16 protein-coding genes are annotated in these 23,519 nt (G+C 66.6%); 11 read left to right on the plus strand and 5 right to left on the minus strand.

The genetic code is table 11. The features are described from left to right. Nucleotides 1-2: 2 nt before the first annotated feature. Together BLR75_RS23390 and mfd are read right to left on the minus strand one after the other, a co-directional pair. Nucleotides 3-689 carry a CsiV family protein gene (locus tag BLR75_RS23390; protein WP_084314132.1) on the minus strand — a complete coding sequence of 229 codons (687 nt, stop codon included), beginning with the start codon at nucleotides 687-689 and terminating at the stop codon, nucleotides 3-5. A 9-nt stretch (nucleotides 690-698) separates the two neighbouring features. Further along, on the minus strand, nucleotides 699-4,157 hold the full coding sequence (gene mfd, locus BLR75_RS23395) for a transcription-repair coupling factor (RefSeq protein ID WP_084314133.1): 3,459 nt from the start codon (nucleotides 4,155-4,157) through the stop codon (nucleotides 699-701). A gap of 139 nt (nucleotides 4,158-4,296) precedes the next feature. On the opposite strand from mfd, the gene BLR75_RS23400 reads away from it, so the two are divergent. From BLR75_RS23400 to sthA, 4 genes are all read left to right on the plus strand, one after another. Then, nucleotides 4,297-5,763, plus strand: coding sequence for a glyceraldehyde-3-phosphate dehydrogenase (locus BLR75_RS23400; RefSeq protein WP_084314134.1), 1,467 nt, complete (start codon nucleotides 4,297-4,299; stop codon nucleotides 5,761-5,763). A 96-nt stretch (nucleotides 5,764-5,859) separates the two neighbouring features. Then, nucleotides 5,860-7,260, plus strand: a complete 1,401-nt coding sequence (locus tag BLR75_RS23405; protein ID WP_084314135.1) for an amino acid permease — start codon at nucleotides 5,860-5,862, stop codon at nucleotides 7,258-7,260. Between the two features lie 355 nt (nucleotides 7,261-7,615). Then, nucleotides 7,616-8,593 (plus strand): FAD:protein FMN transferase, encoded by a 978-nt coding sequence (locus BLR75_RS23410; protein ID WP_084314149.1) that lies wholly within the window; start codon nucleotides 7,616-7,618, stop codon nucleotides 8,591-8,593. 159 nt (nucleotides 8,594-8,752) lie between these two features. Further along, a complete protein-coding gene (gene sthA / locus BLR75_RS23415; protein ID WP_084314136.1) occupies nucleotides 8,753-10,147 on the plus strand; it encodes a Si-specific NAD(P)(+) transhydrogenase in 1,395 nt (464 codons plus the stop codon). A 42-nt stretch (nucleotides 10,148-10,189) separates the two neighbouring features. On the opposite strand, the gene BLR75_RS23420 is transcribed toward sthA, so the two are convergent. The 3 genes from BLR75_RS23420 to BLR75_RS23430 are packed head-to-tail and all read right to left on the minus strand — an operon-like array spanning nucleotide 10,190 to nucleotide 11,789. Next, nucleotides 10,190-10,912 carry a glycerophosphodiester phosphodiesterase gene (locus BLR75_RS23420; RefSeq protein WP_084314137.1) on the minus strand — a complete coding sequence of 241 codons (723 nt, stop codon included), beginning with the start codon at nucleotides 10,910-10,912 and terminating at the stop codon, nucleotides 10,190-10,192. After that, nucleotides 10,909-11,208, minus strand: coding sequence for a phosphodiesterase (locus tag BLR75_RS23425; protein ID WP_084314138.1), 300 nt, complete (start codon nucleotides 11,206-11,208; stop codon nucleotides 10,909-10,911). The genes BLR75_RS23420 and BLR75_RS23425 overlap by 4 nt, the downstream gene beginning before the upstream one ends. A 5-nt stretch (nucleotides 11,209-11,213) precedes the next feature. After that, entirely contained in the window at nucleotides 11,214-11,789 is a 576-nt protein-coding gene (locus BLR75_RS23430) for a PilZ domain-containing protein (RefSeq protein WP_084314139.1), read from the minus strand. A gap of 109 nt (nucleotides 11,790-11,898) precedes the next feature. Here BLR75_RS23430 and BLR75_RS23435 point away from each other — a divergent pair, with 109 nt between their 5' ends. From BLR75_RS23435 to nahK, 7 genes are all read left to right on the plus strand, one after another. Then, a complete protein-coding gene (locus BLR75_RS23435) occupies nucleotides 11,899-13,152 on the plus strand; it encodes a lipoprotein-releasing ABC transporter permease subunit (protein ID WP_084314140.1) in 1,254 nt (417 codons plus the stop codon). Next, the gene (gene lolD / locus BLR75_RS23440) at nucleotides 13,145-13,828 is read left to right on the plus strand and encodes a lipoprotein-releasing ABC transporter ATP-binding protein LolD (protein WP_084314141.1); all 684 of its coding nucleotides are present in this window, start codon (nucleotides 13,145-13,147) and stop codon (nucleotides 13,826-13,828) included. The genes BLR75_RS23435 and lolD overlap by 8 nt, the downstream gene beginning before the upstream one ends. Nucleotides 13,829-13,838: 10 nt before the next feature. Continuing rightward, nucleotides 13,839-15,086 carry a lipoprotein-releasing ABC transporter permease subunit gene (locus BLR75_RS23445; RefSeq protein ID WP_084314142.1) on the plus strand — a complete coding sequence of 416 codons (1,248 nt, stop codon included), beginning with the start codon at nucleotides 13,839-13,841 and terminating at the stop codon, nucleotides 15,084-15,086. 144 nt (nucleotides 15,087-15,230) lie between these two features. Then, the gene (gene pqqF / locus BLR75_RS23450) at nucleotides 15,231-17,519 is read left to right on the plus strand and encodes a pyrroloquinoline quinone biosynthesis protein PqqF (RefSeq protein WP_084314143.1); all 2,289 of its coding nucleotides are present in this window, start codon (nucleotides 15,231-15,233) and stop codon (nucleotides 17,517-17,519) included. 313 nt (nucleotides 17,520-17,832) lie between these two features. Next, nucleotides 17,833-19,032 (plus strand): porin, encoded by a 1,200-nt coding sequence (locus BLR75_RS23455; protein ID WP_084314144.1) that lies wholly within the window; start codon nucleotides 17,833-17,835, stop codon nucleotides 19,030-19,032. A gap of 295 nt (nucleotides 19,033-19,327) precedes the next feature. Further along, a complete protein-coding gene (nosP, locus tag BLR75_RS23460; protein ID WP_084314145.1) occupies nucleotides 19,328-20,485 on the plus strand; it encodes a nitric oxide-sensing protein NosP in 1,158 nt (385 codons plus the stop codon). Beyond that, a complete protein-coding gene (nahK, locus tag BLR75_RS23465) occupies nucleotides 20,415-23,054 on the plus strand; it encodes a hybrid sensor histidine kinase/response regulator NahK/ErcS' (protein ID WP_084314146.1) in 2,640 nt (879 codons plus the stop codon). The genes nosP and nahK overlap by 71 nt, the downstream gene beginning before the upstream one ends. Nucleotides 23,055-23,519 lie beyond the last annotated feature (465 nt).

The raw sequence follows: 23,519 nt of genomic DNA on the forward strand, positions 1-23,519 counted from the left end.
CGTCACTCGTCCTGGGTGGACGGCGCGGGTTCGCCTTCGACGGGGGCGGAAGGCGGCGGCGCATCGAAACCGCCGCTCGGTGGCGCGGCGTCGGGGGCCTGCTGTTCCTGCTGCTGGATCTGCTGTTCTTCCAGCTCCGCCGGGTTCGGCGAGGCGGGGCGGGCGTTGAGCGGGCTGACCTTGATCAGCATGCCCAGGCTCGGGTGGTCGAGGTAGGCCAGCACGCTGTTCTTCAGGCGCACGTCCTGCACCATGCGCTGGCTGCGGGCGAGCAGGCCGTCGTCGCCGAAGCGGTTGACCCAGAAGTCGGTCTTGGCGTCGACGAAGCGCTCCTGGCTGAGGGTCAGGGTGCCTTCCACCGGGAAGTGGCCGTCCTGCTGCTTGCCTTCGTTCAGCGAGATGGTGACAGGGTTCGCGCCGATCTCCTGGCGCCAGGCCTTGTGCATCAGCACCACGAAGCCCTGGGCTTCCTCCAGCTTGTGCGCCTGGGCATCCAGGGCGGTCGGGCGCCTGGCGTCCTCGCCCGGTGCCGGCGCGCCCCTGGCCCAGTCGTCCGGGGCCGGCTGGCTGGCGAAGACCGGATCGCCGGCCTGCTGGAAGAGGATCAGTTCGACCTGGTAGGGCTCGTCGGCGAACGCCATCGGGGCGAGCAGGGCAAGCAACGCAAGGAGTGGGCGGAACAGACGCATGTATGGTCCTCAGGTGGTCTGCGGCGCGAGACGCTCGAACAGCGCCTCGAGAGTGTTGAATCGTTCTTCCGGGCGCTCCATCGGCACCTGGAACCTGAACAGGGTGGCCCCTTCGAACTTGTAGCGGTTCGGCTGGCTCTGGATCATCCTGATCAGCACCAGCGGGTCGACCTGCGTGTCGGCGGCGAATTCTACCCGGCCTCCCTGCGGTCCGGCATCGACCTTGACGATGCCGAGCCTGTCCGCCTGCAGCTTGAGCAGGGTCAGGCGCATCAGGTTCTTCGCCGGCTCCGGCAGCAGGCCGAAGCGGTCGATCATCTCCACCTGCATCTCGCGCAGGCCGTCCTCGTCGGCGGCGTTGGCGATGCGCTTGTAGAGGATCAGGCGCGCGTGCACGTCCGGCAGGTAGTCCTCGGGAATCAGCGCCGGCACCCGCAGGTTGACTTCCGGACCGCCGCCGAGCGGTTTTTCCAGGTTCGGCTGCTCGCCCTTGCGGATCGCCTTCACCGCGCGTTCGAGCATCTCCATATAAAGAGTGAAGCCGACCGCCTGGATCTGCCCGCTCTGGCCTTCGCCGAGCAGTTCGCCGGCGCCGCGGATTTCCAGGTCGTGGGTCGCCAGGACGAAACCGGCGCCGAGGTCCTGGGCGTTGGCGATGGCTTCCAGGCGCTTCTCGGCGTCCTGGGTCATCTGCTTGCGCGGCGGGGTCAGCAGGTAGGCGTAGGCCTGGTGGTGGCTGCGGCCGACGCGGCCGCGCAACTGGTGCAGCTGGGCCAGGCCGAACTTGTCGGCACGATCGATGAGGATGGTGTTGGCGCTCGGCACGTCGATGCCGGTCTCGATGATGGTCGAGGCCACCAGCACGTTGAAGCGCTTGTGGTAGAAGTCGCTCATCACCTGTTCCAGTTCGCGCTCGCGCATCTGCCCGTGGCCGATGCCGATGCGCGCTTCCGGGACCAGCTCGGCCAGGTCGCGGGCGCACTTCTCGATGGTCTTCACCTCGTTGTGCAGGTAGTAGACCTGGCCGCCGCGCAGCAGCTCGCGCAGCAGCGCTTCCTTGATGGTCGGCTTGTTCGACTCCATCACGAAGGTGCGCACCGACAGCCGGCGCGCCGGCGGCGTGGCGATGATCGACAGGTCGCGCATGCCGGAAACCGCCATGTTCAGCGTGCGCGGGATCGGCGTGGCGGTGAGGGTGAGGATGTCCACCTCGCTGCGCAGCGCCTTGAGCTGCTCCTTCTGGCGCACGCCGAAGCGGTGTTCCTCGTCGATGATCACCAGGCCGAGGTTCTTGAACTTCACATCGTCCTGCAGCAGCTTGTGGGTGCCGATGACGATATCCACCTTGCCTTCGGCCAGCTGGCCGACCGCGCCTTCGACTTCCTTGGCCGACTTGAAGCGGCTCATCACCTCGACCGTCACCGGCCAGTCGGCGAAGCGGTCGCGGAAGCTGTTGTAGTGCTGCTGGGCGAGCAGGGTGGTGGGCACCAGCACGGCGACCTGCCGGCCGCTGTGCACCGCGACGAAGGCCGCGCGCATCGCCACTTCGGTCTTGCCGAAGCCGACGTCGCCGCAGACCAGGCGGTCCATCGGCTTCTCGGCGAGCATGTCGGCCACCACCGCTTCGATGGCCGCCTGCTGGTCCGGGGTCTCCTCGAAGGGGAAGCCGGCGGAGAAGGTGGCGTAGTCGGCCTGCGGGTCCTTGAAGGCATAGCCCTTGCGCGCGGCGCGGCGGGCGTAGATGTCGAGCAGTTCGGCGGCGACGTCGCGGACCTGTTCGGCGGCCTTGCGCTTGGCCTTCTGCCAGGTTTCCGAGCCGAGCCGGTGCAGCGGCGCCAGGGCGTCGTCGGCACCGGTGTAGCGGGCGATCAGGTGCAGGCTGGCCACCGGCACGTAGAGCTTGGCTTCGTCGGCGTACTGCAGGGCGAGGAATTCCGCGCTCTGGCCGTCGATCTCCAGGGTGATCAGGCCCATGTAGCGGCCGACGCCATGGTCGATGTGCACCACCGGCGCGCCTTCGCGCAGCTCGGTGAGGTTCTTGATGACGTTGTCGCCGGCGTCGCGCTGCTTCTCGCGGCGCCGGCGCTGCATGACGCGGTGGCCGAACAGCGGGCTCTCGGCGATCAGCGCGACGCCGCGCTGGCCGGGGTCGGCCTCCAGCAGCAGGCCTTCGTCCATCGGCGCGATGGTGATCGCCAGGCGCTCGCCGTGTTCGAGGAACTGCGGCCAGCCTTCGACTTCCACCGGGCGCAGCTTGATGCGCGCCAGCAGCTCCAGCAGCACCTCGCGGCGGCCGGCGGATTCGGCGGTGAACAGGATGCGCCCGTCGAACTGCTCGATGAACTGGCGCAGGCGGGCCAGCGGCTCGGTGGCCTTGGCCTCGATGGCCAGTTCCGGCAGCGGCTGCGCCGGGAACAGCTCGCGGCCGACGCCCGGTTCGACGGGCTCGGCGCTGACCACCACGCGCGGCCAGCTTTTCAGCCGGGCGAAGCAGTCCTCCACCGGCAGGAACAGCTCGGCCGGCGGCAGCAGCGGGCGCTCGGGATCGTAGCGGCGGTCCTCGTAGCGGTTGCGCACGTCGCTCCAGAACTGCTCGGCGGCCTGCTCGATGCCCGGCAGGGAGAACACCTGGGTGTCCTGCGGCAGGTAGTCGAACAGGGTCGAGGTTTCCTCGAAGAACAGCGGCAGGTAGTACTCGATGCCGGCTGGCGTCAGGCCGCTGGCGAGGTCCTGGTAGATCGGGCAGCGCCGGTAGTCGACGTCGAAGCGCTCGCGGAAGCGGTTGCGGAAACCGGTCACCGCCTCCTTGCGCAGCGGGAATTCCCGCGCCGGCAGCAGGCGGATGCTGTCGACCTTCTCGATGGAGCGCTGGTTCTCCGGGTCGAAGGTGCGCAGCGTCTCGATCTCGTCGTCGAACAGGTCGATCCGGTAGGGCAGCTCGCTGCCCATCGGGAACAGGTCGATCAGCGCGCCGCGCACGGCGAATTCGCCATGCTCGTAGACGGTGTCGACGCAGCGGTAGCCGGCCGCTTCCAGGCGCAGGCGCATCTGTTCGACGTCGAGCTTCTGGCCGACGTCCAGCACCAGGCTGCTGCCGAGCAGGAACTTCGCCGGCGCCAGGCGGTGCAGGGCGGTGGCGATGGGCACGACCAGAATGCCGTGCTGCAGCTCGGGGAGCTGGTAAAGGGTGGCGATCCTCTGGGAAATGATGTCCTGGTGCGGCGAAAATACGTCGTACGGCAGGGTTTCCCAGTCGGGGAAGTGCAGCACCGGCAGGTCGGGGGCGAAGAACCGCAGTTCCTGCTCCAGGCGCTCGGCGCTCTGGCTGTCGGCAGTCAGCAATAGGGTGAAGCGCCTGGCCGGGCCGGCGGCCTCGGCAATGGCGAGGCTTAGCGCCGCGCCGGGCAGGTTGCCCCAGGACTGTTTGCCGGCGGCGGTGGGAAGCTTGGGGATACGCAGTACGGACACGGGCGTTCGTGGCTCCGGTCGGAAAAATGGCCCGCGGATTGTAACTATCCGCATTGACTGCTGTCAGTCTTCCGACTACTGCGGATTGCGCGCACATGTTGCGCGCCGTCATAATGTAGCCCCTTTTTTCTCGTCCTACATGTGGAAGGTATTGCCCGTGACCCAGAAGCCCGACCAGTGTCTCGGTGAGTGGATCGATCGTGAAGCCCTCGCGGAAGCCATGATTCCGCTGATTGGCCAGCTCTACCGCAATAACAACGTGGTGACCTCGATCTACGGCCGTGGCCTGATCAACCGCTCGGTGATCGCCATCCTCAAGGCACACCGTTTCGCCCGCCACCGCCTGGCCGACGAGGCCGAGCTGTCGGTGCACGACACCTTCCCGGTTCTCAAGGCGATGAGCGAGCTCAAGCTGGGCGCCGCTTCGGTCGACCTGGGCAAGATGGTCGCCAAGTTCAAGGCCGAGGGTAACGGTCGCAGCATCGAGCAGTTCGTCAAGGAAGAACTGGCCGACGTGGTCGGCAAGCAGAACGGTTCCGGTCGCGAAGGCACCGACGTCGTCCTCTACGGCTTCGGCCGCATCGGCCGCCTGCTGGCGCGCATCCTGATCGAGAAGACCGGTGGCGGCGACGGCCTGCGCCTGCGCGCCATCGTCGTGCGCAAGGGCGCCGAGAACGACCTGGTCAAGCGCGCCAGCCTGCTGCGTCGCGACTCGGTGCACGGCCCGTTCGACGGCACCATCACCATCGACGAAGCCAACAACACCATCACCGCCAACGGCAACCTGATCCAGGTGATCTACTCCAACGACCCGGCGTCGATCGACTACACCCAGTACGGCATCAAGAACGCCCTGCTGGTCGACAACACCGGCAAGTGGCGCGACGCCGACGGCCTGGGCCAGCACCTGAAGTGCCCGGGCATCGACCGCGTGGTCCTGACCGCTCCGGGCAAGGGCACGCTGAAGAACATCGTGCACGGCATCAACCATGCCGACATCAGCGCCGACGACAAGATCATCTCCGCCGCTTCCTGCACCACCAACGCCATCGTGCCGGTGCTGAAGGCCGTGAATGACCAGTACGGCATCGTCAACGGCCACGTCGAGACCGTTCACTCGTACACCAACGACCAGAACCTGATCGACAACTTCCACAAGGGCAGCCGCCGTGGCCGCAGCGCTCCGCTGAACATGGTGATCACCGAGACCGGCGCCGCCACCGCCGCCGCCAAGGCCTTGCCGGTGCTGAAGGGCAGGCTGACCGGCAACGCCATCCGCGTTCCGACGCCGAACGTCTCCATGGCGATCCTCAACCTGAACCTGGAAAAGGCCACCAGCCGCGACGAGATCAACGAATACCTGCGCCAGATGGCCATGCATTCGGACCTGCAGAAGCAGATCGACTACGTCAGCTCGCAGGAAGTGGTCTCCACCGACTTCGTCGGCTCCCGCTACGCCGGTGTGGTCGATGCCGAAGCCACCATCTGCAACGACAACCGCGTCGTCCTGTACGTGTGGTACGACAACGAGTTCGGCTACAGCTGCCAGGTGGTTCGCGTGATGGAAGACATGGCAGGGGTCAACCCGCCGGCATTCCCGCGCTAATCCAGGCGAACAGGAAAACGGGAGCTCTCGGGCTCCCGTTTTTCGTTCCGAATACAACTACAAAACGCCAACACCCTCGATCGAGGAACACTTCAAATGGATGTACATCATCTGCATGAAGGTGAGCTGAAGCGCGGTTTACGCAACCGCCACATCCAGCTCATCGCCCTTGGCGGCGCCATCGGTACCGGTCTGTTCCTGGGCTCCGCCGGGGTCCTGCAGTCGGCCGGCCCATCGATGATTCTCGGCTACGCCATCGGTGGCCTGATTGCCTTCCTGATCATGCGCCAGCTCGGCGAGATGATCGTCGAAGAGCCGGTAGCCGGCTCCTTCAGTCATTTCGCGCACAAGTACTGGGGCGGTTTCGCCGGCTTCATGTCCGGCTGGAACTACTGGGTGCTGTACATCCTGGTGGGCATGTCCGAGCTGACGGCAGTCGGCAAGTACATCCATTTCTGGTGGCCCGACGTTCCCACCTGGGTCACCGCGGCGGTGTTCTTCGTCCTGATCAACGCGATCAACCTGTTCAACGTCAAGGCGTTCGGCGAGACCGAGTTCTGGTTCGCGATCATCAAGGTGGCGGCGATCATCGGCATGATCGTGCTCGGCATCTTCCTGCTGGTCAGCGGCAAGGGCGGCCCGCAGGCGTCGGTGAGCAACCTCTGGACGCATGGCGGTTTCTTCCCCAATGGCATCACCGGCCTGGTGATGGTCCTGGCGATCATCATGTTCTCCTTCGGTGGCCTGGAGCTGGTGGGCATCACCGCCGCTGAAGCCGCCGAACCGAAGAAGGTGATCCCGAAGGCGGTCAACCAGGTCATCTACCGCATCCTGATCTTCTACATCGGCGCCCTGGCCGTGCTGCTCTCGCTGTATCCGTGGGATGCCCTGCTGCAGAGCATCGACAGCGCCGGCGACCCCTACAGCGGCAGTCCGTTCGTGAAGGTCTTCTCGCTGCTGGGCAGCGACGTGGCGGCCAACGTGCTGAACTTCGTGGTGCTCACCGCGGCGCTGTCGGTCTACAACAGCTGCGTGTACTGCAACAGCCGCATGCTCTACGGCCTGGCCGAGCAGGGCGACGCCCCGCGCGCCTTCGCCAAGGTGGATGACCGCGGCGTACCGCTGCTGGCGATCGGCGTGTCGGCCTTCATTACCCTGGCGTGCGTGGTGGTCAACTACGTGATCCCGCACCAGGCGCTGGAATTGCTGATGTCCCTGGTGGTGGCGGCGCTGGTGATCAACTGGGCGATGATCAGCCTGGCGCACCTGAAGTTCCGCAAGGCCAAGCAGGCCGAGGGCGTGGTTCCGACCTTCCGCTCGCTGTGGTATCCGTTCAGCAACTACCTGTGCCTGGCCTTCGTGGTGTTCATCCTTGGCACCATGCTGATGATCCCGGGCATCGACGTGTCGGTGTACGCGATCCCGGTGTGGATCGTGTTCATGGCCATCTGCTACTTCCTCTTCAAGCGACCGGCCGCCCTCAAGGCCGGGGCCTGACGGGAACGACAACGGGAGCTTCGGCTCCCGTTTCGTTTGCAGCCCTGGATATATCCGCAGGAGCAGCTGTCTTGGAATCTCGGCGCATTTTGTTCGCGAGCAAGGACTGGGCGTCCCCCTCGGTCCTACGAGGGGCGGCGTTGTCGTGCAGGAGCGAGCTTGCTCGCGAATCCTGATGCAGGAGCGGGCCATGCCAGCGATTCGCGCCCATGGGGCGCTCCTGCAGTCATGCTGGCAATGCAGCTTTACTCCCTGGTAAACAGTCGGTGCCGGTACTTCGGGTAGAATACCGCGCGCCGCTGACTGGCGGTCCGGATCGAAGAGGTGTCGATTGTTGCGCACAAGCCTGCTGCTGATGCTGTTGACGCTGCTGTATGGCTGCGGCGAACGCACCGAGCGGCTGTCCGGGCCGACCATGGGCAGCAGCTATTCGATCCAGTACCTGCCCGGCGCCGGGACGCCGGATGCGCAGCGGGTGCAAGGCGAGGTCGAGAGCATTCTCGCTAGCCTTGACCGGCAGTTCTCCACCTGGCGCGACGATTCCGTGGTGTCCCGCTTCAACGCCCTGCCGGCTGGCGCCTGCCAGAAGGTGCCGGACGACATGCGCAAGCTGCTGGCCTACGGCGAGGAGCTGTCCCGCGACAGCGGCGGCGCCTTCGACCTGACCGTGGAGCCGCTGCTGAATCTCTGGGGCTTCGGCCCGCAATCCCGCGCCGAGCGTGTTCCCGAGGCCGCAGAACTGGCCGGCGCGCGGGCGCGGGTAGGGCACCGCCACCTGCGCGTCGAGGGCGACAGGCTGTGCAAGGACGTCGCCGCCCAGCTGGACTTCGGCAGCATAGTCGCCGGCCATGCGGTGGACCTGATCGCCGCGCGGCTCGCCGGACTGGGCGTGCATGACTACCTGGTGGAAGTCACCGGCGAACTGAAGGCGGCCGGGCGCAAGGCCGACGGCTCGCCCTGGCGCATCGCCCTGGAAATGCCGGACGGCGGGCACGAGCGGCGGGCGCAGCGCACCGTCGCCCTGGATGGGTACGGCCTTTCCACTTCCGGCGACTATCGCAACTATTTCGAGGAAGGCGGGCAGCGCTATTCGCACACCTTCGATCCGCGCAGCGGCGCGCCGGTCCGCCATGCGCTGGCGGCGGTGACGGTGGCCGATCCCTCTGCGCTGCATGCGGACGGCTTGTCTACGCTATTGATGGTGCTGGGCCCGGAGGACGGCTACGCCTTCGCCGTGCGGCGCCGGCTGGTAGCCTGTTTCATCGTGCGCCAGGGGCGGGAATTCGTCGTCCGCGCCACGCCGCGTTTCGAGGAGCTGTTCCCGGAACGCTGAATCGTTTTACCGGCAGGCGCGCCTGTAGTCCCCGAGAAACTCGCCTACCTGCCGACCAAGCGCTAATGTGCAGCGCTTCGCGGTGCGGCTAAGCTGCGCCACCGATGGTTTCGCTGGGGCATCGAGGGCGATGCTCCGGTTCGTTCTGAAGGAGTATGCATGGCTGTCTACAACTACGACGTGGTGATTATCGGCACGGGACCGGCGGGCGAAGGGGCGGCGATGAACGCCTCCAAGTACGGGCGCAAGCTGGCGGTGGTGGACAGCCGCAAGGTGGTCGGCGGCAACTGCACCCACCTCGGCACCATTCCTTCCAAGGCGCTGCGCCACTCGGTGAAGCAGATCATCGAGTTCAACACCAACCCGATGTTCCGCCAGATCGGCGAGCCGCGCTGGTTCTCCTTCCCCGACGTGCTGAAGAGCGCCGAGAAGGTGATCGCCAAGCAGGTCACCTCGCACACCGGCTACTACGCCCGCAACCGCATCGACATGTTCAACGGCACCGCCAGCTTCGTCGATGAGCGCACCATCGAGGTGGTCACCCCGCAGGGTGCGGTGGAGCGCCTGGTCGCCGACCAGTTCGTCATCGCCACCGGTTCGCGCCCCTACCGTCCGGCGGACATCAACTTCAACCACCCGCGGGTCTACGACAGCGACACCATTCTCTCCATCAGCCACACGCCGCGTCGGCTGATCGTCTATGGAGCCGGCGTCATCGGCTGCGAATACGCCTCGATCTTCAGCGGCCTGGGCGTGCTGGTCGACCTGATCGACACCCGCGACCAGTTGCTCAGCTTCCTCGACGACGAGATCTCCGACGCGCTGAGCTACCACCTGCGCAACAACAACGTGCTGATCCGCCACAACGAGGAATACGAGCGCGTCGAGGGGCTGGAGAACGGCGTGATCCTGCACCTCAAGTCGGGCAAGAAGATCAAGGCGGACGCGCTGCTGTGGTGCAACGGCCGTACCGGCAACACCGACCGCCTGGGCCTGGAGAACGTCGGCATCAAGGTCAACAGCCGCGGCCAGGTCGAGGTGGACGAGAACTACCGCACCTCGGTGGCCAACATCTATGCGGCGGGCGACGTGATCGGCTGGCCGAGCCTGGCCAGCGCGGCCTACGACCAGGGGCGTTCGGCGGCGGGCAATATCGTCGAGAACGACAGCTGGCGCTTCGTCGACGACGTGCCGACCGGCATCTACACGCTTCCGGAGATCAGCTCCATCGGCAAGACCGAGAAGGAACTGACCACGGCGAAAATCCCCTACGAAGTGGGCAAGGCGTTCTTCAAGGGCATGGCGCGGGCGCAGATTTCCAACGAGCCGGTGGGCATGCTGAAGATCCTCTTCCACCGCGAGACCCTGGCGATCCTCGGCGTGCACTGCTTCGGCGCGCAGGCTTCGGAGATCGTCCACATCGGCCAGGCGATCATGAACCAGCCGGGCGAGCTGAACACCCTGAAGTACTTCATCAACACCACCTTCAACTATCCGACCATGGCCGAGGCGTACCGTGTCGCCGCGTTCGACGGCCTGAACCGGATTTTTTGAAGGACCCCAGCCGGCGGCCTGAGCCGGCCGGGGGGAATCCCCTCAGCGATTCCCGATCGTGGCGATGGCCAAACCGGGAAAGTCTGTGATCAGGCTGTCCACGCCGAAGTCAGCGAGCCGCCGCATCAGCGCCGGCTCGTTGACCGTCCACACCGACACATGCAGGCCCTGGCGCTGCGCCTTGAGCAGACGCTCCGGGGTGCACAGCGACCAGTTCAGCGCGAGCAGCTCGCAGCCGTAGTGCTCGGCGACCTTCAGCGGGTCGAGCCAGGCGTATTCGGCGACCAGCCCGCGGGCCAGTTCCGGCGCCAGTTGCTTCAGCGTCTTCAGCACGGTGCGCGAGCTGGAGGTCACGGTGACCCGGTCGCGCAGGCCGAAACGTCCGACCAGGTGCTGGATGGCCTGCACCGTGCGCGCGGCGCGCTCGCGGGAGGAAACCTTGACCTCCAGCTGCCAGTGCTCGAACTCGCAGCGCTCGAACAGCTCCGCCAGGCGCGGGATCGGGCAGGGGCGCACCCAGCCGGGGCCGCCCTGGCGCGCGTCGAAGGTGACCAGGTCGGCGGCCAGTTGCTCGGCGACCTTGCCGCGGCGGCCGGTGGTGCGCTTCAGGGTCGGGTCGTGGATCACCATCAGCTCGCCGTCGAGCGACAGATGCAGGTCCAGCTCGCAGCGCTTGACGCCGTGCTCCAGGCAGACCTGGAAGCTGGTGAGGGTGTTTTCCGGCGCCTCGCCTTTCGCGCCGCGATGTCCATAGATGAGAGTCACTGGGGCTCCTCGGTAATGATCGGGGGGCGGGGATGATGCTGGCGTACCGCGTCGATCACCCGCTCGTTTTCGAAGTAGACACTGAATTCGCGATAGTCCCAGCGCGTGATCGGCGGCTTGCCGACGGCGGGGTGTTCCTCGTCCGGCAGGCCGAAACGGTCGAGCACGGCGCCTTTGCTGTCGCCCCGGGCCGGCAGGGCGACCTGGCTGTCGCCCTGGCTGCCGACGGGAATGGTCAGCACGTCGGCCAGTAGCGGCGTGCAGAGCAGGCAGAGGAGGAGGGCAAGGGCACGCATGCGGGTCACTCCGGCCGGGCCTTCGCCAGGCGCCGCGCATGGGCCTGGCGTTGCAGGATGTGCCGCGCCAGCAGCTGCCGTTGCGCGTCGCTCGGGGCATCGAATTCCGCGGCGATCTCGTAGCCGCCTTCCGCGTCGGGGCGGCAGTGGCGCACCACCGCGCGCAGCAGCAGGCCGATGCCCTGCGGCGGCAGCACCATCCTCAGCGCCAGTTTGCGGCCGGCTTCGAGGGGCTGTGGATCGCCGAAGGCGATGCCGGTTTCCGACAGCACCACCTTGCGCAGCGGGCCGGCGTCGCGCAGGAGATTCTGCGCCACGGCCTGACCGATCAGGTCGATGCGCCGGTTGACCAGCTTCAGATAACTGGCCAGGGAGCGGTCGCGTTCGGCGATGTGGCGCAGCAGGTGCTGCGACTCGAACTCCAGCAGGTGCAGCTCGCTGAGCAGGTTGAACTGCGCGGACTCGTCGTGAAGCACCTCCCCGGACTCTGTTTCGGCGTCTTGCAGCGGCCGAATTTCCAGTGCGAGGGTGTCCTCGATACGGTAGTATTCGCGGCGGTCATCCGCGTCTGCAGTGGACATGACGAACCCATGGCGGCCGAGATGGTCTGAGTGTAAGGCCGCCCGCCAGACCTCGCCACACGGCCGCCGGAACATCGCCGTCGTTTTCCACCCTGTCATTCGGTCTTCCATGTTCAGACCTCTTTCCGTTTACATCGGGACGCGCTACACCCGCGCCAGGCGTCGCAGCCACTTCATCTCCTTCATTTCCCTGACTTCCATGATCGGCCTCGCCCTCGGCGTGCTGGTGATGATCGTGGTGCTGTCGGTCATGAACGGCTTCGACCACGAGATGCGCACCCGCGTCCTCGGCATGGTGCCGCACGCCACCATCGAGTCCTACCAGCCGATCCAGGACTGGCGCGCCCTCGGCGAACAGATCCGCAAGGAACACCCGAACGTCGTGCAGGTGGCGCCCTTCATCCAGTTGCAGGGCCTGCTCAGCCACGCCGGCGTGGTGCAGAAGGTGCTGATCAATGCGGTGGACCCCGCCGAGGAGAGCAAGGTTTCGATCATCGGCGACTTCTTCCGCGAGGGCAGCCTGGCGAGCCTGAAGTCCGGCGAGTTCGGCATCCTGATCGGCGACAAGGCGGCGGCCAACCTCGGCGTCAAGGTCGGCGACAAGATCACCTTCGTCGCCCCGGAGGTCTCGGTGACCCCGGCGGGGATGTTCCCGCGCATGAAGCGCTTCACCGTGGCCGGCATCTTCCACGTCGGCGCCGGCGAGCTGGACGGCTACGTGGCGATGGTCCACGTCGACGACGCCGCGCGCATGCGCCGCCTGAAGGAAGGCGAGGTCGAGGGCCTGCGGCTGAAGCTCGACGACCTGTTCCAGGCGCCGCAGACCGCCTGGGAAATCGCCCGCACCCTGAAGGGCAACGACTACTACGCCCGCGACTGGACGCGCAGCCACGGCAACCTGTACCAGGCGATCCGCATGGAGAAGTCGATGATCGGCCTGCTGCTGCTGCTGATCGTCGCGGTGGCGGCGTTCAACATCATTTCCACCCTGGTCATGGTGGTCACCGACAAGAAGGCGGACATCGCCATCCTGCGCACCCTCGGCGCCACGCCGGGGCAGATCATGGCGACCTTCATGGTCCAGGGCACGGTGATCGGCGTGGTCGGCACCCTCATCGGCGGTGTGCTCGGCATCCTCGCCGCGCTCAACGTCAGCGGCGCCATCGCCGCGCTGGAGCGGCTGATCGGCCACAAGTTCCTCAACGCGGACGTCTACTTCATCGATTACCTGCCCTCGCAGCTGATGCGCGAGGACGTGATCCTGGTCTGCGGCGCCGCGCTGGTCCTGAGTTTCTTCGCCACCCTGTATCCGGCCTGGCGTGCCGCGCGCACCCAGCCCGCGGAGGCATTGCGTTATGAGTGACAAAGCAGTCCTGAGCTGCCGCGACCTGGTCAAGAGCTACGACGAGGGGCCGCAGTCGGTCGAAGTGCTGTCCGGCGTGCAGCTGGAACTGTTCCCCGGCGAGCGGGTGGCCATCGTCGGCAGCTCCGGTTCCGGCAAGAGCACCCTGCTGAACATGCTCGGCGGCCTGGACACGCCGAGCCGCGGCAGCGTCTGGCTGGCCGGCGAGGAGCTGTCCGCGCTGAACGAGAAGAACCGCGGCCTGCTGCGCAACCGCGCGCTGGGCTTCGTCTACCAGTTCCACCACCTGCTGCCGGAATTCACCGCGCTGGAGAACGTCTGCATGCCGCTGCTGATCGGCAAGGCGTCGATCGCCGAGGCCCGCGAGCGCGCCTCGGCGCTGCTGGAGCGGGTAGGGCTGAAGCACCGCCTGCAGCACAAGCCGGCCGAACTCTCCGGCGGCGAGCGCCAGCGCGTGGCCATCGCTCGCGCGCTGGTCAACAACCCGCAGCTGGTGCTGCTCGACGAACCCACCGGCAACCTCGACCAGCACACCGCCCACGGCATCCAGGAACTGATGATGGAGCTGTCGCAGTCGCTGCGTACCGCCTTCCTGGTGGTGACCCACGACCTGCACCTGGCGGAGCAGATGGACCGGGTGCTGAAGCTGGAAGACGGCCGCCTGATCGCGGCCTGAGAAGGACCCCATGTTCAGACCTCTTTCCGTCTTCATCGGCACCCGCTACACCCGGGCCAAGCGGCGCAACCACTACATCTCCTTCATCTCGCTGACCTCGATGATCGGCCTGGCCCTCGGCGTGCTGGCGATGATCGTGGTGCTGTCGGTGATGAACGGGTTCCAGAAGGAAATGCGCTCGCGCATCCTCGGCATGGTGCCGCACGCGGTGCTGCAATCCACCGGCGGGCCGCTGGACGACTGGCGCGCCGTGGCGGAGCAGGCATCGAAGCAGCCGCAGGTGGTCGGCGCGGTGCCCTTCACCCAGCTCGACGGCATGCTCTCCTATAAAGGCCTGATGCAGCCCATCGAGGTGAACGGCGTCGACCCGCAACTGGAGCCGCAGGTCTCGATCATCGGCCAGCACATCGTCCAGGGCAGCCTGGATGCCTTGAAGGCCGGCGAGTACGGGGTGGTGATCGGCGAGATCACCGCGCGGCGCTTCCACCTCAACGTCGGCGACAGCCTGCTGCTGATCGTTCCCGAGGCCAGCTCCGCGCCCGGCGGCATCACCCCGCGCATGCAGCGGCTGAGCGTGGTCGGCGTGTTCAAGGTCGGCGCCGAGTTGGACAGCACCCTGGCGCTAATCCACGTCGACGACGCCGCGCACCTGCTGCGCTGGCAGCCAGGCCAGGTGCAGAGCGTGCGCATCGCCCTGAAGGACCTGTTCCAGGCGCCGGAAATCGGCGCTCAGATCGCCGCCGGTCTTGGCAGCGGCTACCGCTCGGTGGACTGGACCCACACCCAGGGCAGCCTGTTCAGCGCGATGAAGATGGAAAAGACCATGATCGGCCTGCTGCTGCTGCTGATCGTCGCGGTGGCGGCGTTCAACATCATCGCCACGCTGATCATGGTGGTCGCCGACAAGCGCTCGGACATCGCCATCCTCCGCACCCTCGGCGCCACGCCGCGGCAGATCATGAGCATCTTCATGGTCCAGGGCACGGTGATCGGCGTGGTCGGCACCCTCATCGGCGGTGTGCTCGGCGTGCTCGCCGCGTTCAACGTCACCACCCTGGTGTCGACCCTGGAGAAGCTGGCCGGCACGCAGATCTTCAGTTCCGACGTCTACTTCATCAATTACCTGCCCACCGACGTGCAGGCGCTGGACGTGGTGCTGATCTGCGGCGCGGCGCTGCTGATGAGCTTCCTCGCCACGCTCTACCCGGCCTGGCGCGCGGCCTCCACCCAGCCGGCGGAATCGCTGCGCTACGAATGAAAGAAGCCGCCGAAAGGCGGCTTTCTTCTGTGGACGGTCTGTTCGCGAGCGAGAGGGGCGTGGATTTGATCCAAAGAAGTATTTCCTTCCCGGCACATGGGGCTAAGGTTGACCGACACGTCACACGAGTCCGCTGAAGCCACCATGCCCTCCCAACAGCGCCGCGTCGTCCTGCCCAACGGGCTGTGCGCGACTCTCGTTCACATGCCGGATGCGCCGCGTGCGGCGGCGTTGCTGCGGGTTGGCGCGGGCAGCCACGATGAGCCGGAGGGTTATCCGGGGCTGGCGCATTTCCTCGAACACCTGGTGTTTCTCGGCGGTGCCGGTTATCGCGACAGTGAGCGGCTGATGCCCTGGGTACAGGGCCGGGGCGGGCGGCTCAATGCCAGCACCCGGGCGCGGACGACCGATTATTTCTTCGAAATGCCATTCGATGCGCTTGGCGAGGGGCTGGCGCGGCTGGTCGACATGCTGGCGGAACCGATCCTGGCTGTGCCTGCGCAACTCGCCGAGCGCGAGGTGCTGGAGGCCGAGTTCGTTGCCCGTTCCACGGACCCCGACACCCTGATCGACGCTGCCCTGACCCTGGGCTTGCCCCACGGTCATCCCTCGCGCCGTTTCGTCGCCGGGCGGCGAGCGAGTCTGGTGGTGGAGGAAGAGGCGTTCCAGAACGCGCTGCATGGTTTTCACCAGAGGCTCTACCGCGCGGCCAACATGTGCCTGTGGTTGCAGGGACCGCAGCCGCTGGATGAGCTGGAGGCGCTGGCCGAGCGTGAAGCCGGCTCGTTGCCGCAGGGCGCGGGCGTCCAGTCCGCTGCCAGCGAATCCCTGCTGCCCCTGGCCGGCGAGGACCTGCAATTGCGCCTGCCCGGCGTGCCCCGGCTGGTGCTGGCCTTCGCTCTCGATGGCGTGGTGGGCGAGGGCGGGCCGCTGCTGGAAAGACTCGGGGGCTGGCTGGCCGACGAGGCTCACGGATCGCTGCTGGCCCATCTCGGCCAGGCGGGGCTATGCGACAGCGCGCGGCTCCGGCTCAGCAACTTCGCTGCTGGCCAGGCGCTGCTGCGTTTCGATTTCGAGCTGGCCGAGACTTCCGCTGCCGAGGCGGTCGAAGCAGCATTCCTCGGCTGGCTGGCGGCACTGCGAAAACTCCCGCCAGAAGGTCTGGCCGCCGCGCCCATCGATGAGCCGGGCGGCGTGCTGGAGCAGCTTCAGCGCCGTGTGCGGACCACGAATGAGTCGGCGTGGCTCGACCAGTTGCAGGAGTCGCGGCTGATCCGCCTGCTGGCTGCCGAATCGGTCCGAGGCGAATCGCTGACCTCTGCCGGCTTCGCCCTGGAAGTTGCGCGCAGTCCGCGTCATCCCGCGAATCCGTTGCACTCGGCTGAATGGACTTTCACTCCGGCCCGATCTGCCGGAAGCAGCGTGCCAGGAGCGTTGCACCTGCGCTGGCGCTTTGCGCAGCCCCCGGAACGGCAAGCCTTCCTCGTCGCCCGGCAGGCCCTGCGCCCGCTGGCCGGGTTGGCGCGGCGCGAGAACGCCACTCTGGACCTTGAAGGCATCGACGGTGACTGGGCTCTGCTGCTGTCGGGGCCGAAGGATCGCCTGGCCGCGCTGGCCGCCAGCGCCATCGAAACGCTGCGCAATCCTCCCGCCACGGTGGTGGAGCAGGGCGCGCGTCTGCTCTGTGGCGAATGCCTTCGTCGAGCGAGTGAAATGCCGATCCGCCAGTTGCTCGGCCTCTTGCCGCAGACACTGGCCGGAGAGGGCGAGGCGCCGCCCGACTGGCTGACTGCCCGCTGGGATGCGCTGGCCATGGACGCCGAACTTCCCGCAAACATTCCCGGGCGACCAACCGCCACAGCGCTGCCGCCACGCACCGGCCAGGCCGGCCGCCACATTAAGGTGCTGGAGATTCCCGGCGAGGCTGCGCTGCTGCTGTTCTGCCCACTGGCATCGCGCGCTGCGGCGGACGAAGCCACGTGGCGCCTGTTGGCCCGCGTGCTGGAGCCGGCGTTCCATCATTGGCTGCGCGGCGAGCGGCAACTGGCCTATGCGCTGTATTGTGGCTTCCGCCAGATCGGCGGGCGGCGCGGGATTCTGTTCGCAGTGCAATCGCCGTTGCTGTCGGCGGTGGAACTGCAGGCCGAGGTGGACTGCTTCCTCCAGCGCCAGGGCGCGGCGCTGCGCCTGCTCGACCCCCAGCGCATCGATGGCCTGCGCGAGCCGCTGGCCGCTGAAATGGCGAAAGCGCCGGGCGACTTCGCAGGCCGTGTGCAGCAAGCCTGGGATGATCGTCTGGCCGGTGTCGCCGCGAATCACCGCGCTGCCATGGCAAGTGCGCTGAATACCCTGACCGCCAGCGAATTGTGCGCCGCCCACTCGGCGCTGATGTCCGCCCAGGGCGGCCACTGGCTGCTGCTCGGCCGCGCCTGAACCTCCTTCTTTCGAAGCAGGGTGCCGTCCGCGAGACGGTGCCACTCCCGACTTTTGCCTTACGCCTTGTGGTGCGACCCGCAACGGTCTTCTCCGGTACTGGTCCGGCGGTCGCGACCACCCGCGACCACCCGCGACCAACGCCACGCGCCCTTGGTCGGGGCGGTCGCAGAGCCTTGCGCAGCGCTCCCGCAAGACCCCCGCAAAGCCAGTGAAACCGGCGCCAAAGCAGCATATGGCGCGGCTTTCCGCGTTTCGATAATCGCCTCCGCTACGACTGAACCGCAGTCGTTGTTTCCACGCGGAGAGCGCCATGAACAAGAACAACATCGCCGTTCGCCAGCTACTGCCGCTGGCACTGGCCACCCTGGCCCTGTCTTCACTGGCCAGCGGGGCCTACGCCGACATCATGCTGTACGACAAGGACGACACCACCTTCTCCACCGACGGCTACTTCAACGCCTTCTACGTCAACAGCGACGTGGAACGTAACGGCGAAACCTTCGACCGCCGCCAGTCGCGGGTGAAGATGGGCTTCCTGCCGAACTACATCGGTTTCAACTTCGGCAGGAAGGTCGACGACCTGACCCTCACCGGGCGTTCCTCGTTCTGGGTGACCATCAACGACAGCGAGCAGGACGGCACCGCCACCGCCATCGACGTGCGGCAGTTCTACGGCAACGTCGCCGGCGACTGGGGCGAGGTGCTGATCGGCAAGGATTTCGGTCTGTTCTCGCGCTCCAACATCTTCCTCGACGAACTGCTCGCCGGCTTCGGCAACAACAGCGACACCCTCGGCCTGGTGGATGGCAAGGGCGTGTCCTTCGGCAATATCGGCACCGGCTACCCGTACCCGTTCCCCACCTCGCAGATCACCTATCGTAACAACAACCTGCTGGAAGGCCTGCGCGTCGCCGTGGGCATCATGGACCCGATCGACACCAACCAGATCGACAAGGACGCCAGCGACGGCCTGGACGACAAGGCCTACCAGGACAATCCGCGCTACGAGAGCGAGGTCAGCTACCAGTTCGACCTCGCCGGCGCGCAGATCTACAGCTGGGTCAACGGCGGCTATCAGACCTCGAAGAACACCAGCGACGAGGTCGACAACGTCACTTCCAAGGGCCTGGGCTACGGCATCCAGGCGAAGATGGGCGGATGGTCGCTGACCGGCTCGGGCTTCACCGCCAAGGGCATCAACCCCTTCTTCACCAACAACGCCGGCGAGGCCGCGCTGCGCGAGGTGGACAGCCGCGGTGTGCTGCTGCAGGGCTCCTACAGCTGGGGCAGGAACCGCGTGGCGCTGTCCTTCGGCGAAACCCGCGACGACGGCAACGGCCTGGGCAGCCCGGCCGACGATTCCACCAGGGGCATCGCCTACTTCCGCACCATCAACGACAACCTCAAGCTCGTCGCCGAGTACAACCAGTTCGAGATCGACGGACGCAAGGGTTCAACCCTCAGCGAGGACACCGATACCCTCGCCGTCGGCGCGGTCCTGAACTGGTAATCCCGGGCTCCTTTGGCTCCACTTCGGCGGGTCGGCCTTCGGGTCGCCCGCTTTTTTTGCTATGGGGCCGCTCCATCTGCTGTGAGTGGAAGGAGGCTCCTGCAGGAGCGGGCCATGCCCGCGATCAGCATGCCAGGCTGCGCCGAAACACCGGCAGGGCGAGGTTCGCGAGCAAGCTCGCTCCTGCGGCATTCCACTACTTTCGAAGGTGCCCGGCGCGACCCAAGTAGCATGGGGCCGGCAGCGGCGGCTTCGTAGAATACGGACGTCGAGATCCTGACTTGAGCACCATGCCATGCACGAAACACAGGAGGTCGTTCGCGGCATGTCCAGCGCCCGCGACGTCGAGGAAGTCGCGCAGGACCTGGCGCGCCAGCTGATCCATCCGCATCTCGGCTTCGTGCTGTTCTTCTGCTCCGCCGAGTACGACCTGCCGGCGCTGGCCGCCGCGCTGGAGCAGTACTTCGGCGGCATCGACCTGGTCGGCTGCACCACCGCCGGCGAGATCACCCCGCAGGGGTATGGCCGTGGCTGCGTCACGGCGGTGGGCTTCGACCTGCGCAGTTTCTCCATAGCCAGCGCGCTGATCGATGAGATGGACCGCTTCGGTCTGATCGACGCGCAACAGGTGGTCGAGTCGCTGGTGGCCGACTGCCGCAGCAGCGGGCTGGCGCCGATCAAGGGGCACAGCTTCGCCCTGACCCTGCTCGACGGGCTTTCCAGTCGCGAGGAAGTGGTGCTCGCCGCGCTCGGCGCCGCCCTTGGCGCCATTCCGCACTTCGGCGGTTCGGCCGGCGACGACAATCACCTGACCCACACCCACGTCTACTACCGCGGGCAGTTCCACACCGGCGCCGCGGTGGTGGTGCTGGTCAACACCTGGCTGGACTTCGAGGTCTTCACCACCCAGCACGTGGTGCCGTGCGGCGAAAAGCTGGTGGTGACCCGGGCCGACAGCGCCAGTCGCCGGGTCTTCGAACTGAATGCCGAACCGGCGGCGCTGGAGTATGCCCGGCTGGTCGGCGTGCCGCTGGAGGCGCTCGACTTCGCGCTGTTCGCCGCCCATCCGCTGGCGGTACGGATCAAGGACCAGTACTACGTGCGCTCGATCCAGCAGGTCAACGACGATCTCAGCCTGACCTTCTACTGCGCGGTGGAGAACGGCATCGTCCTCACCGCGATGGGCACCGGGCCGCTGCTGCCCAACTTGCAGACGCAGTTCCAGCGCCTGCACGAACGCCTCGGACCGCCGCTGCTGACCATCGGCTGCGACTGCTGCCTGCGTCGCCTGGAGCTGGAGGTCGCCAACGGCACCGCGGCCACTTCCGCGTTTCTCCGCCGCCAGCAGGTGATCGGTTTCAACACCTACGGAGAGCAATTCAATGGCATGCACATCAACCAGACCTTCACTGGCGTCGCCATTGGCCATCCCCGGGGCAACGGCGGACGCTGAGCTGCTGTCGCGCATCGACCAGCTGGAGCGCGACAACCACAAGCTGCGGCGGATCAATGCGGCGCTGATCGAGCGCGTTGAATCCGCCAATTCGCGCGGCGACGACGCCTACGGCGCTTTCCAGCATTCGGTGGTGCTGGCCGAGCAGGTGCGCGAGCGCACCGATGCGCTGAGCGAGGCGATGGTCGAGCTGAAGTCCAGCAACCAGTTGCTCAGCGATGCGCGGCTGCGCGCCGAGACCGCCCATCAGCACCTGCTGGATGCCATCGAAAGCATCTCCGATGCCTTCGTGCTGTTCGACCCGCAGCAGCGCATCGTGCTGTTCAACGAACGCTACCGCGACTTCTGGAGCCAGACCCGTGCGCGCGTCCGCGCCGGCATGCGCCTGGAGGAAGTGCGCCGGCTGGCTCAGGGCAGCGGGCTGATCGTCGAGGAACAGCGCAGCCGCGACGACGAGCACACCCTCTACCGCCTGCGCAACGACCGCTGGGTGCGAGTCAGCGAGCGGCCGACCCGCGACGGCGGCCTGGTGGTGCTCTACACCGACATCACCGAGATCAAGCAGAGCGAGACGCTGCGCCGCGAACAGGCGGTGGCGCAGAAGTCGCACCTGCTGCAACGCGCGGTGGACAACCTGTCCCAGGGCGTGGCCATGGTCGGCAGCGACGGCACCCTGGAACTGTGGAACCGGCGCTTCCTGGAACTCTGCGGGCTGGCGCCGATCGAGCCGCACCGGCCTTTCGCCGAGGTCATGGCAGAAAGCGAGCTGCCCTTGCTCACCCCGGCCAGCAGCAGCTTCGCCGGTACGCCGCTGGCTGCCCTGGAGCAGCGGCTGTTCGATGGCCGCATGCTGGAAATCCGCACCCACGCGCTGCCCACCGGCGGCTTCGTCAATACCTTCACCGATATCACCGAGCGCTACCGACACGCCGAGGCGCTGCGGGCCAGCGAGCGCTGGATACGCCTGATCACCGATCAGGTGCCGGCGTTGATCGCCTACCTCAACGCCGATCTGGTCTACGAGTTCACCAACAAGGTCTACGAGGAGTGGTACCACTGGCCGAGAGATTCGATGCTCGGCCGCAGCCTGCGCGATGCGCACAGCGCCGGGCACTGCCAGCGCCTGGAACCCTATGTCGAACGCGCGCTTTCCGGCGAGAGCGTGACCTTCGAGATCGCCGAGACCAATCTCGCCGGACAGGAGCGCTACATGCAGCGCTCCTACGTGCCCAACCGCCAGGCCGATGGCCAGGTGATCGGCCTGTTCGTGCTGATCCGCGACATCACCGAGCGCCGGCGCACCGCCGAGGCGCTGCACCAGGCCTACCAGAACCTCGAACAGCGGGTCCGCGAGCGCACCGTCGAGCTGACCGCGCTGAACGACCAGCTCAAACGGGAAATCCACGAGCGCAGCCAGGCCGAAGCGCGCCTGCGCGAGGCCAAGCGCGAGGCCGAGCAGGCCAACCTGTCGAAAACCAAGTTCCTCGCCGCCGTCAGCCACGACCTGCTGCAGCCGCTGAACGCCGCGCGACTGTTCACCGGCGCGTTGCAGGAGCGCGGCATGGCCGCCGGTGGCGATGGCCTGGTGCGCAACATCAGTCACTCGCTGGCCGACGTGGAGAACCTGCTCGGCACCCTGGTCGACATTTCCAAGCTGGATGCCGGGGTGATCCAGCCGGATATCGCCACTTTCGAGGTTGGCGACCTGCTCGGCAACCTCGCCGCCGAGTACCGCCAGGTGGCGGCCAGCGAAGGCCTGCGTCTGGACTTCGTGGCCTGCGGCGCCTGCGTGCGCAGCGACCTGCAACTGCTCGCGCGCATCCTGCGCAACCTGCTTTCCAACGCCATCCGCTACACGCCGAGCGGTCGCGTGCTGCTCGGCTGTAGGCGGCGCCGCCACAGCCTGTCCATCGAAGTCTGGGACACCGGCGTGGGCATCGCCGCCGACAAGCTCGGCGAGATATTCCAGGAGTTCAAGCGTGGCGACGTGCAGCGCTCGCATCAGGACCGCGGGCTAGGGCTTGGCCTTGCCATCGTCGAGAAGATCGCGCGCATGCTCGGCCATCGCATTCAGGTGGGCTCGGTGCCGGGCCGCGGGTCGTGCTTCGCCATCGAAGTGCCCCTGGCGCGCGGCGCGGTGCAGGCGAAGGCCGAGCCGGAGCTGGTGCCGGACGTTCCCTCGGAGCGCCTGCGCGGCTCGCGAGTCTGGGTGCTGGATAACGATGCGGCCATCTGCGCCGGCATGCGCACGCTGCTGGAAACCTGGGGTTGCCAGGTGGTCACGGCGCTCTCGGAAGACGACCTGGCGCGCCAGGTCGACAACTTCCACGCCGAGTCCGACCTGCTGATCGTCGACTATCACCTGGACGACGGGCGCAACGGTGTCGACGCGGTGGCGGCGATCAACGCCCGGCGCGGAACGCCGCTGCCGGCGCTGATGATCACCGCCAACTACAGCAGCGAACTCAAGCAGCAGGTCCGCGAGATGGGTTACACGCTGATGCACAAGCCGGTGCGGCCGATGAAGCTGAAGACTGCGCTGTGCCATCTGATGGATCGGGTTGGCTGATCAGGATTGGCGGGGCATCGTAGGAGCTTGCTCGCGAACATCTCCAGCACGGAGCTGGGGTGGGATTGTAGGAGCAACTGTCTTCTGGTTTCCCGCGTTCGCGGGACAGCGCTTGCGCTGAACGTACTTCAGTGCGGCCCGAAGGGCGAGCGCAGCGAGTAATGACGGATTTCTCGGGTAACTCCGTGCGACTCCCAACCCCCGTCGTCCTCGCGAACGCGGGGATCCAATGGGCCGTGTAGGAGCGGGCCATGCCCGCAAATCGCGCGCATGGCGCGCTTCTACCGGTCGGGGTACGGCTCTGTTTTCGTAGGAGCCAGCTTGCTGGCGATCAATTGGTTTCCCTGTGCACAGCGTTGCCGGCTGATACCTCGGATCGCCAGCAAGCTGGCTCCTACAGGTTCGGTGTGCTGAGGGGATGAGGGTGGATGGCGCTTTTCCATCCACCATTGCGGGGCCGCATGC

The sequence above is a fragment of the Pseudomonas jinjuensis genome, from assembly GCF_900103845.1.
In the GTDB taxonomy this organism is placed as follows: Bacteria; Pseudomonadota; Gammaproteobacteria; order Pseudomonadales; family Pseudomonadaceae; genus Pseudomonas; species Pseudomonas jinjuensis.

Coding starts and splice junctions, on each gene's coding strand:
- lolD (WP_084314141.1), top strand. CDS start 13,145: ATGAGTGACAAAGCAGTCCTGAGCTGCCGCGACCTGGTCAAGAGCTAC.
- BLR75_RS23405 (WP_084314135.1), top strand. CDS start 5,860: ATGGATGTACATCATCTGCATGAAGGTGAGCTGAAGCGCGGTTTACGC.
- nahK (WP_084314146.1), top strand. CDS start 20,415: ATGGCATGCACATCAACCAGACCTTCACTGGCGTCGCCATTGGCCATC.
- BLR75_RS23430 (WP_084314139.1), bottom strand. CDS start 11,789: ATGTCCACTGCAGACGCGGATGACCGCCGCGAATACTACCGTATCGAG.
- BLR75_RS23400 (WP_084314134.1), top strand. CDS start 4,297: ATGTGGAAGGTATTGCCCGTGACCCAGAAGCCCGACCAGTGTCTCGGT.
- BLR75_RS23445 (WP_084314142.1), top strand. CDS start 13,839: ATGTTCAGACCTCTTTCCGTCTTCATCGGCACCCGCTACACCCGGGCC.
- BLR75_RS23455 (WP_084314144.1), top strand. CDS start 17,833: ATGAACAAGAACAACATCGCCGTTCGCCAGCTACTGCCGCTGGCACTG.
- BLR75_RS23425 (WP_084314138.1), bottom strand. CDS start 11,208: ATGCGTGCCCTTGCCCTCCTCCTCTGCCTGCTCTGCACGCCGCTACTG.
- sthA (WP_084314136.1), top strand. CDS start 8,753: ATGGCTGTCTACAACTACGACGTGGTGATTATCGGCACGGGACCGGCG.
- BLR75_RS23435 (WP_084314140.1), top strand. CDS start 11,899: ATGTTCAGACCTCTTTCCGTTTACATCGGGACGCGCTACACCCGCGCC.
- nosP (WP_084314145.1), top strand. CDS start 19,328: ATGCACGAAACACAGGAGGTCGTTCGCGGCATGTCCAGCGCCCGCGAC.
- BLR75_RS23410 (WP_084314149.1), top strand. CDS start 7,616: ATGCTGTTGACGCTGCTGTATGGCTGCGGCGAACGCACCGAGCGGCTG.
- pqqF (WP_084314143.1), top strand. CDS start 15,231: ATGCCCTCCCAACAGCGCCGCGTCGTCCTGCCCAACGGGCTGTGCGCG.
- BLR75_RS23390 (WP_084314132.1), bottom strand. CDS start 689: ATGCGTCTGTTCCGCCCACTCCTTGCGTTGCTTGCCCTGCTCGCCCCG.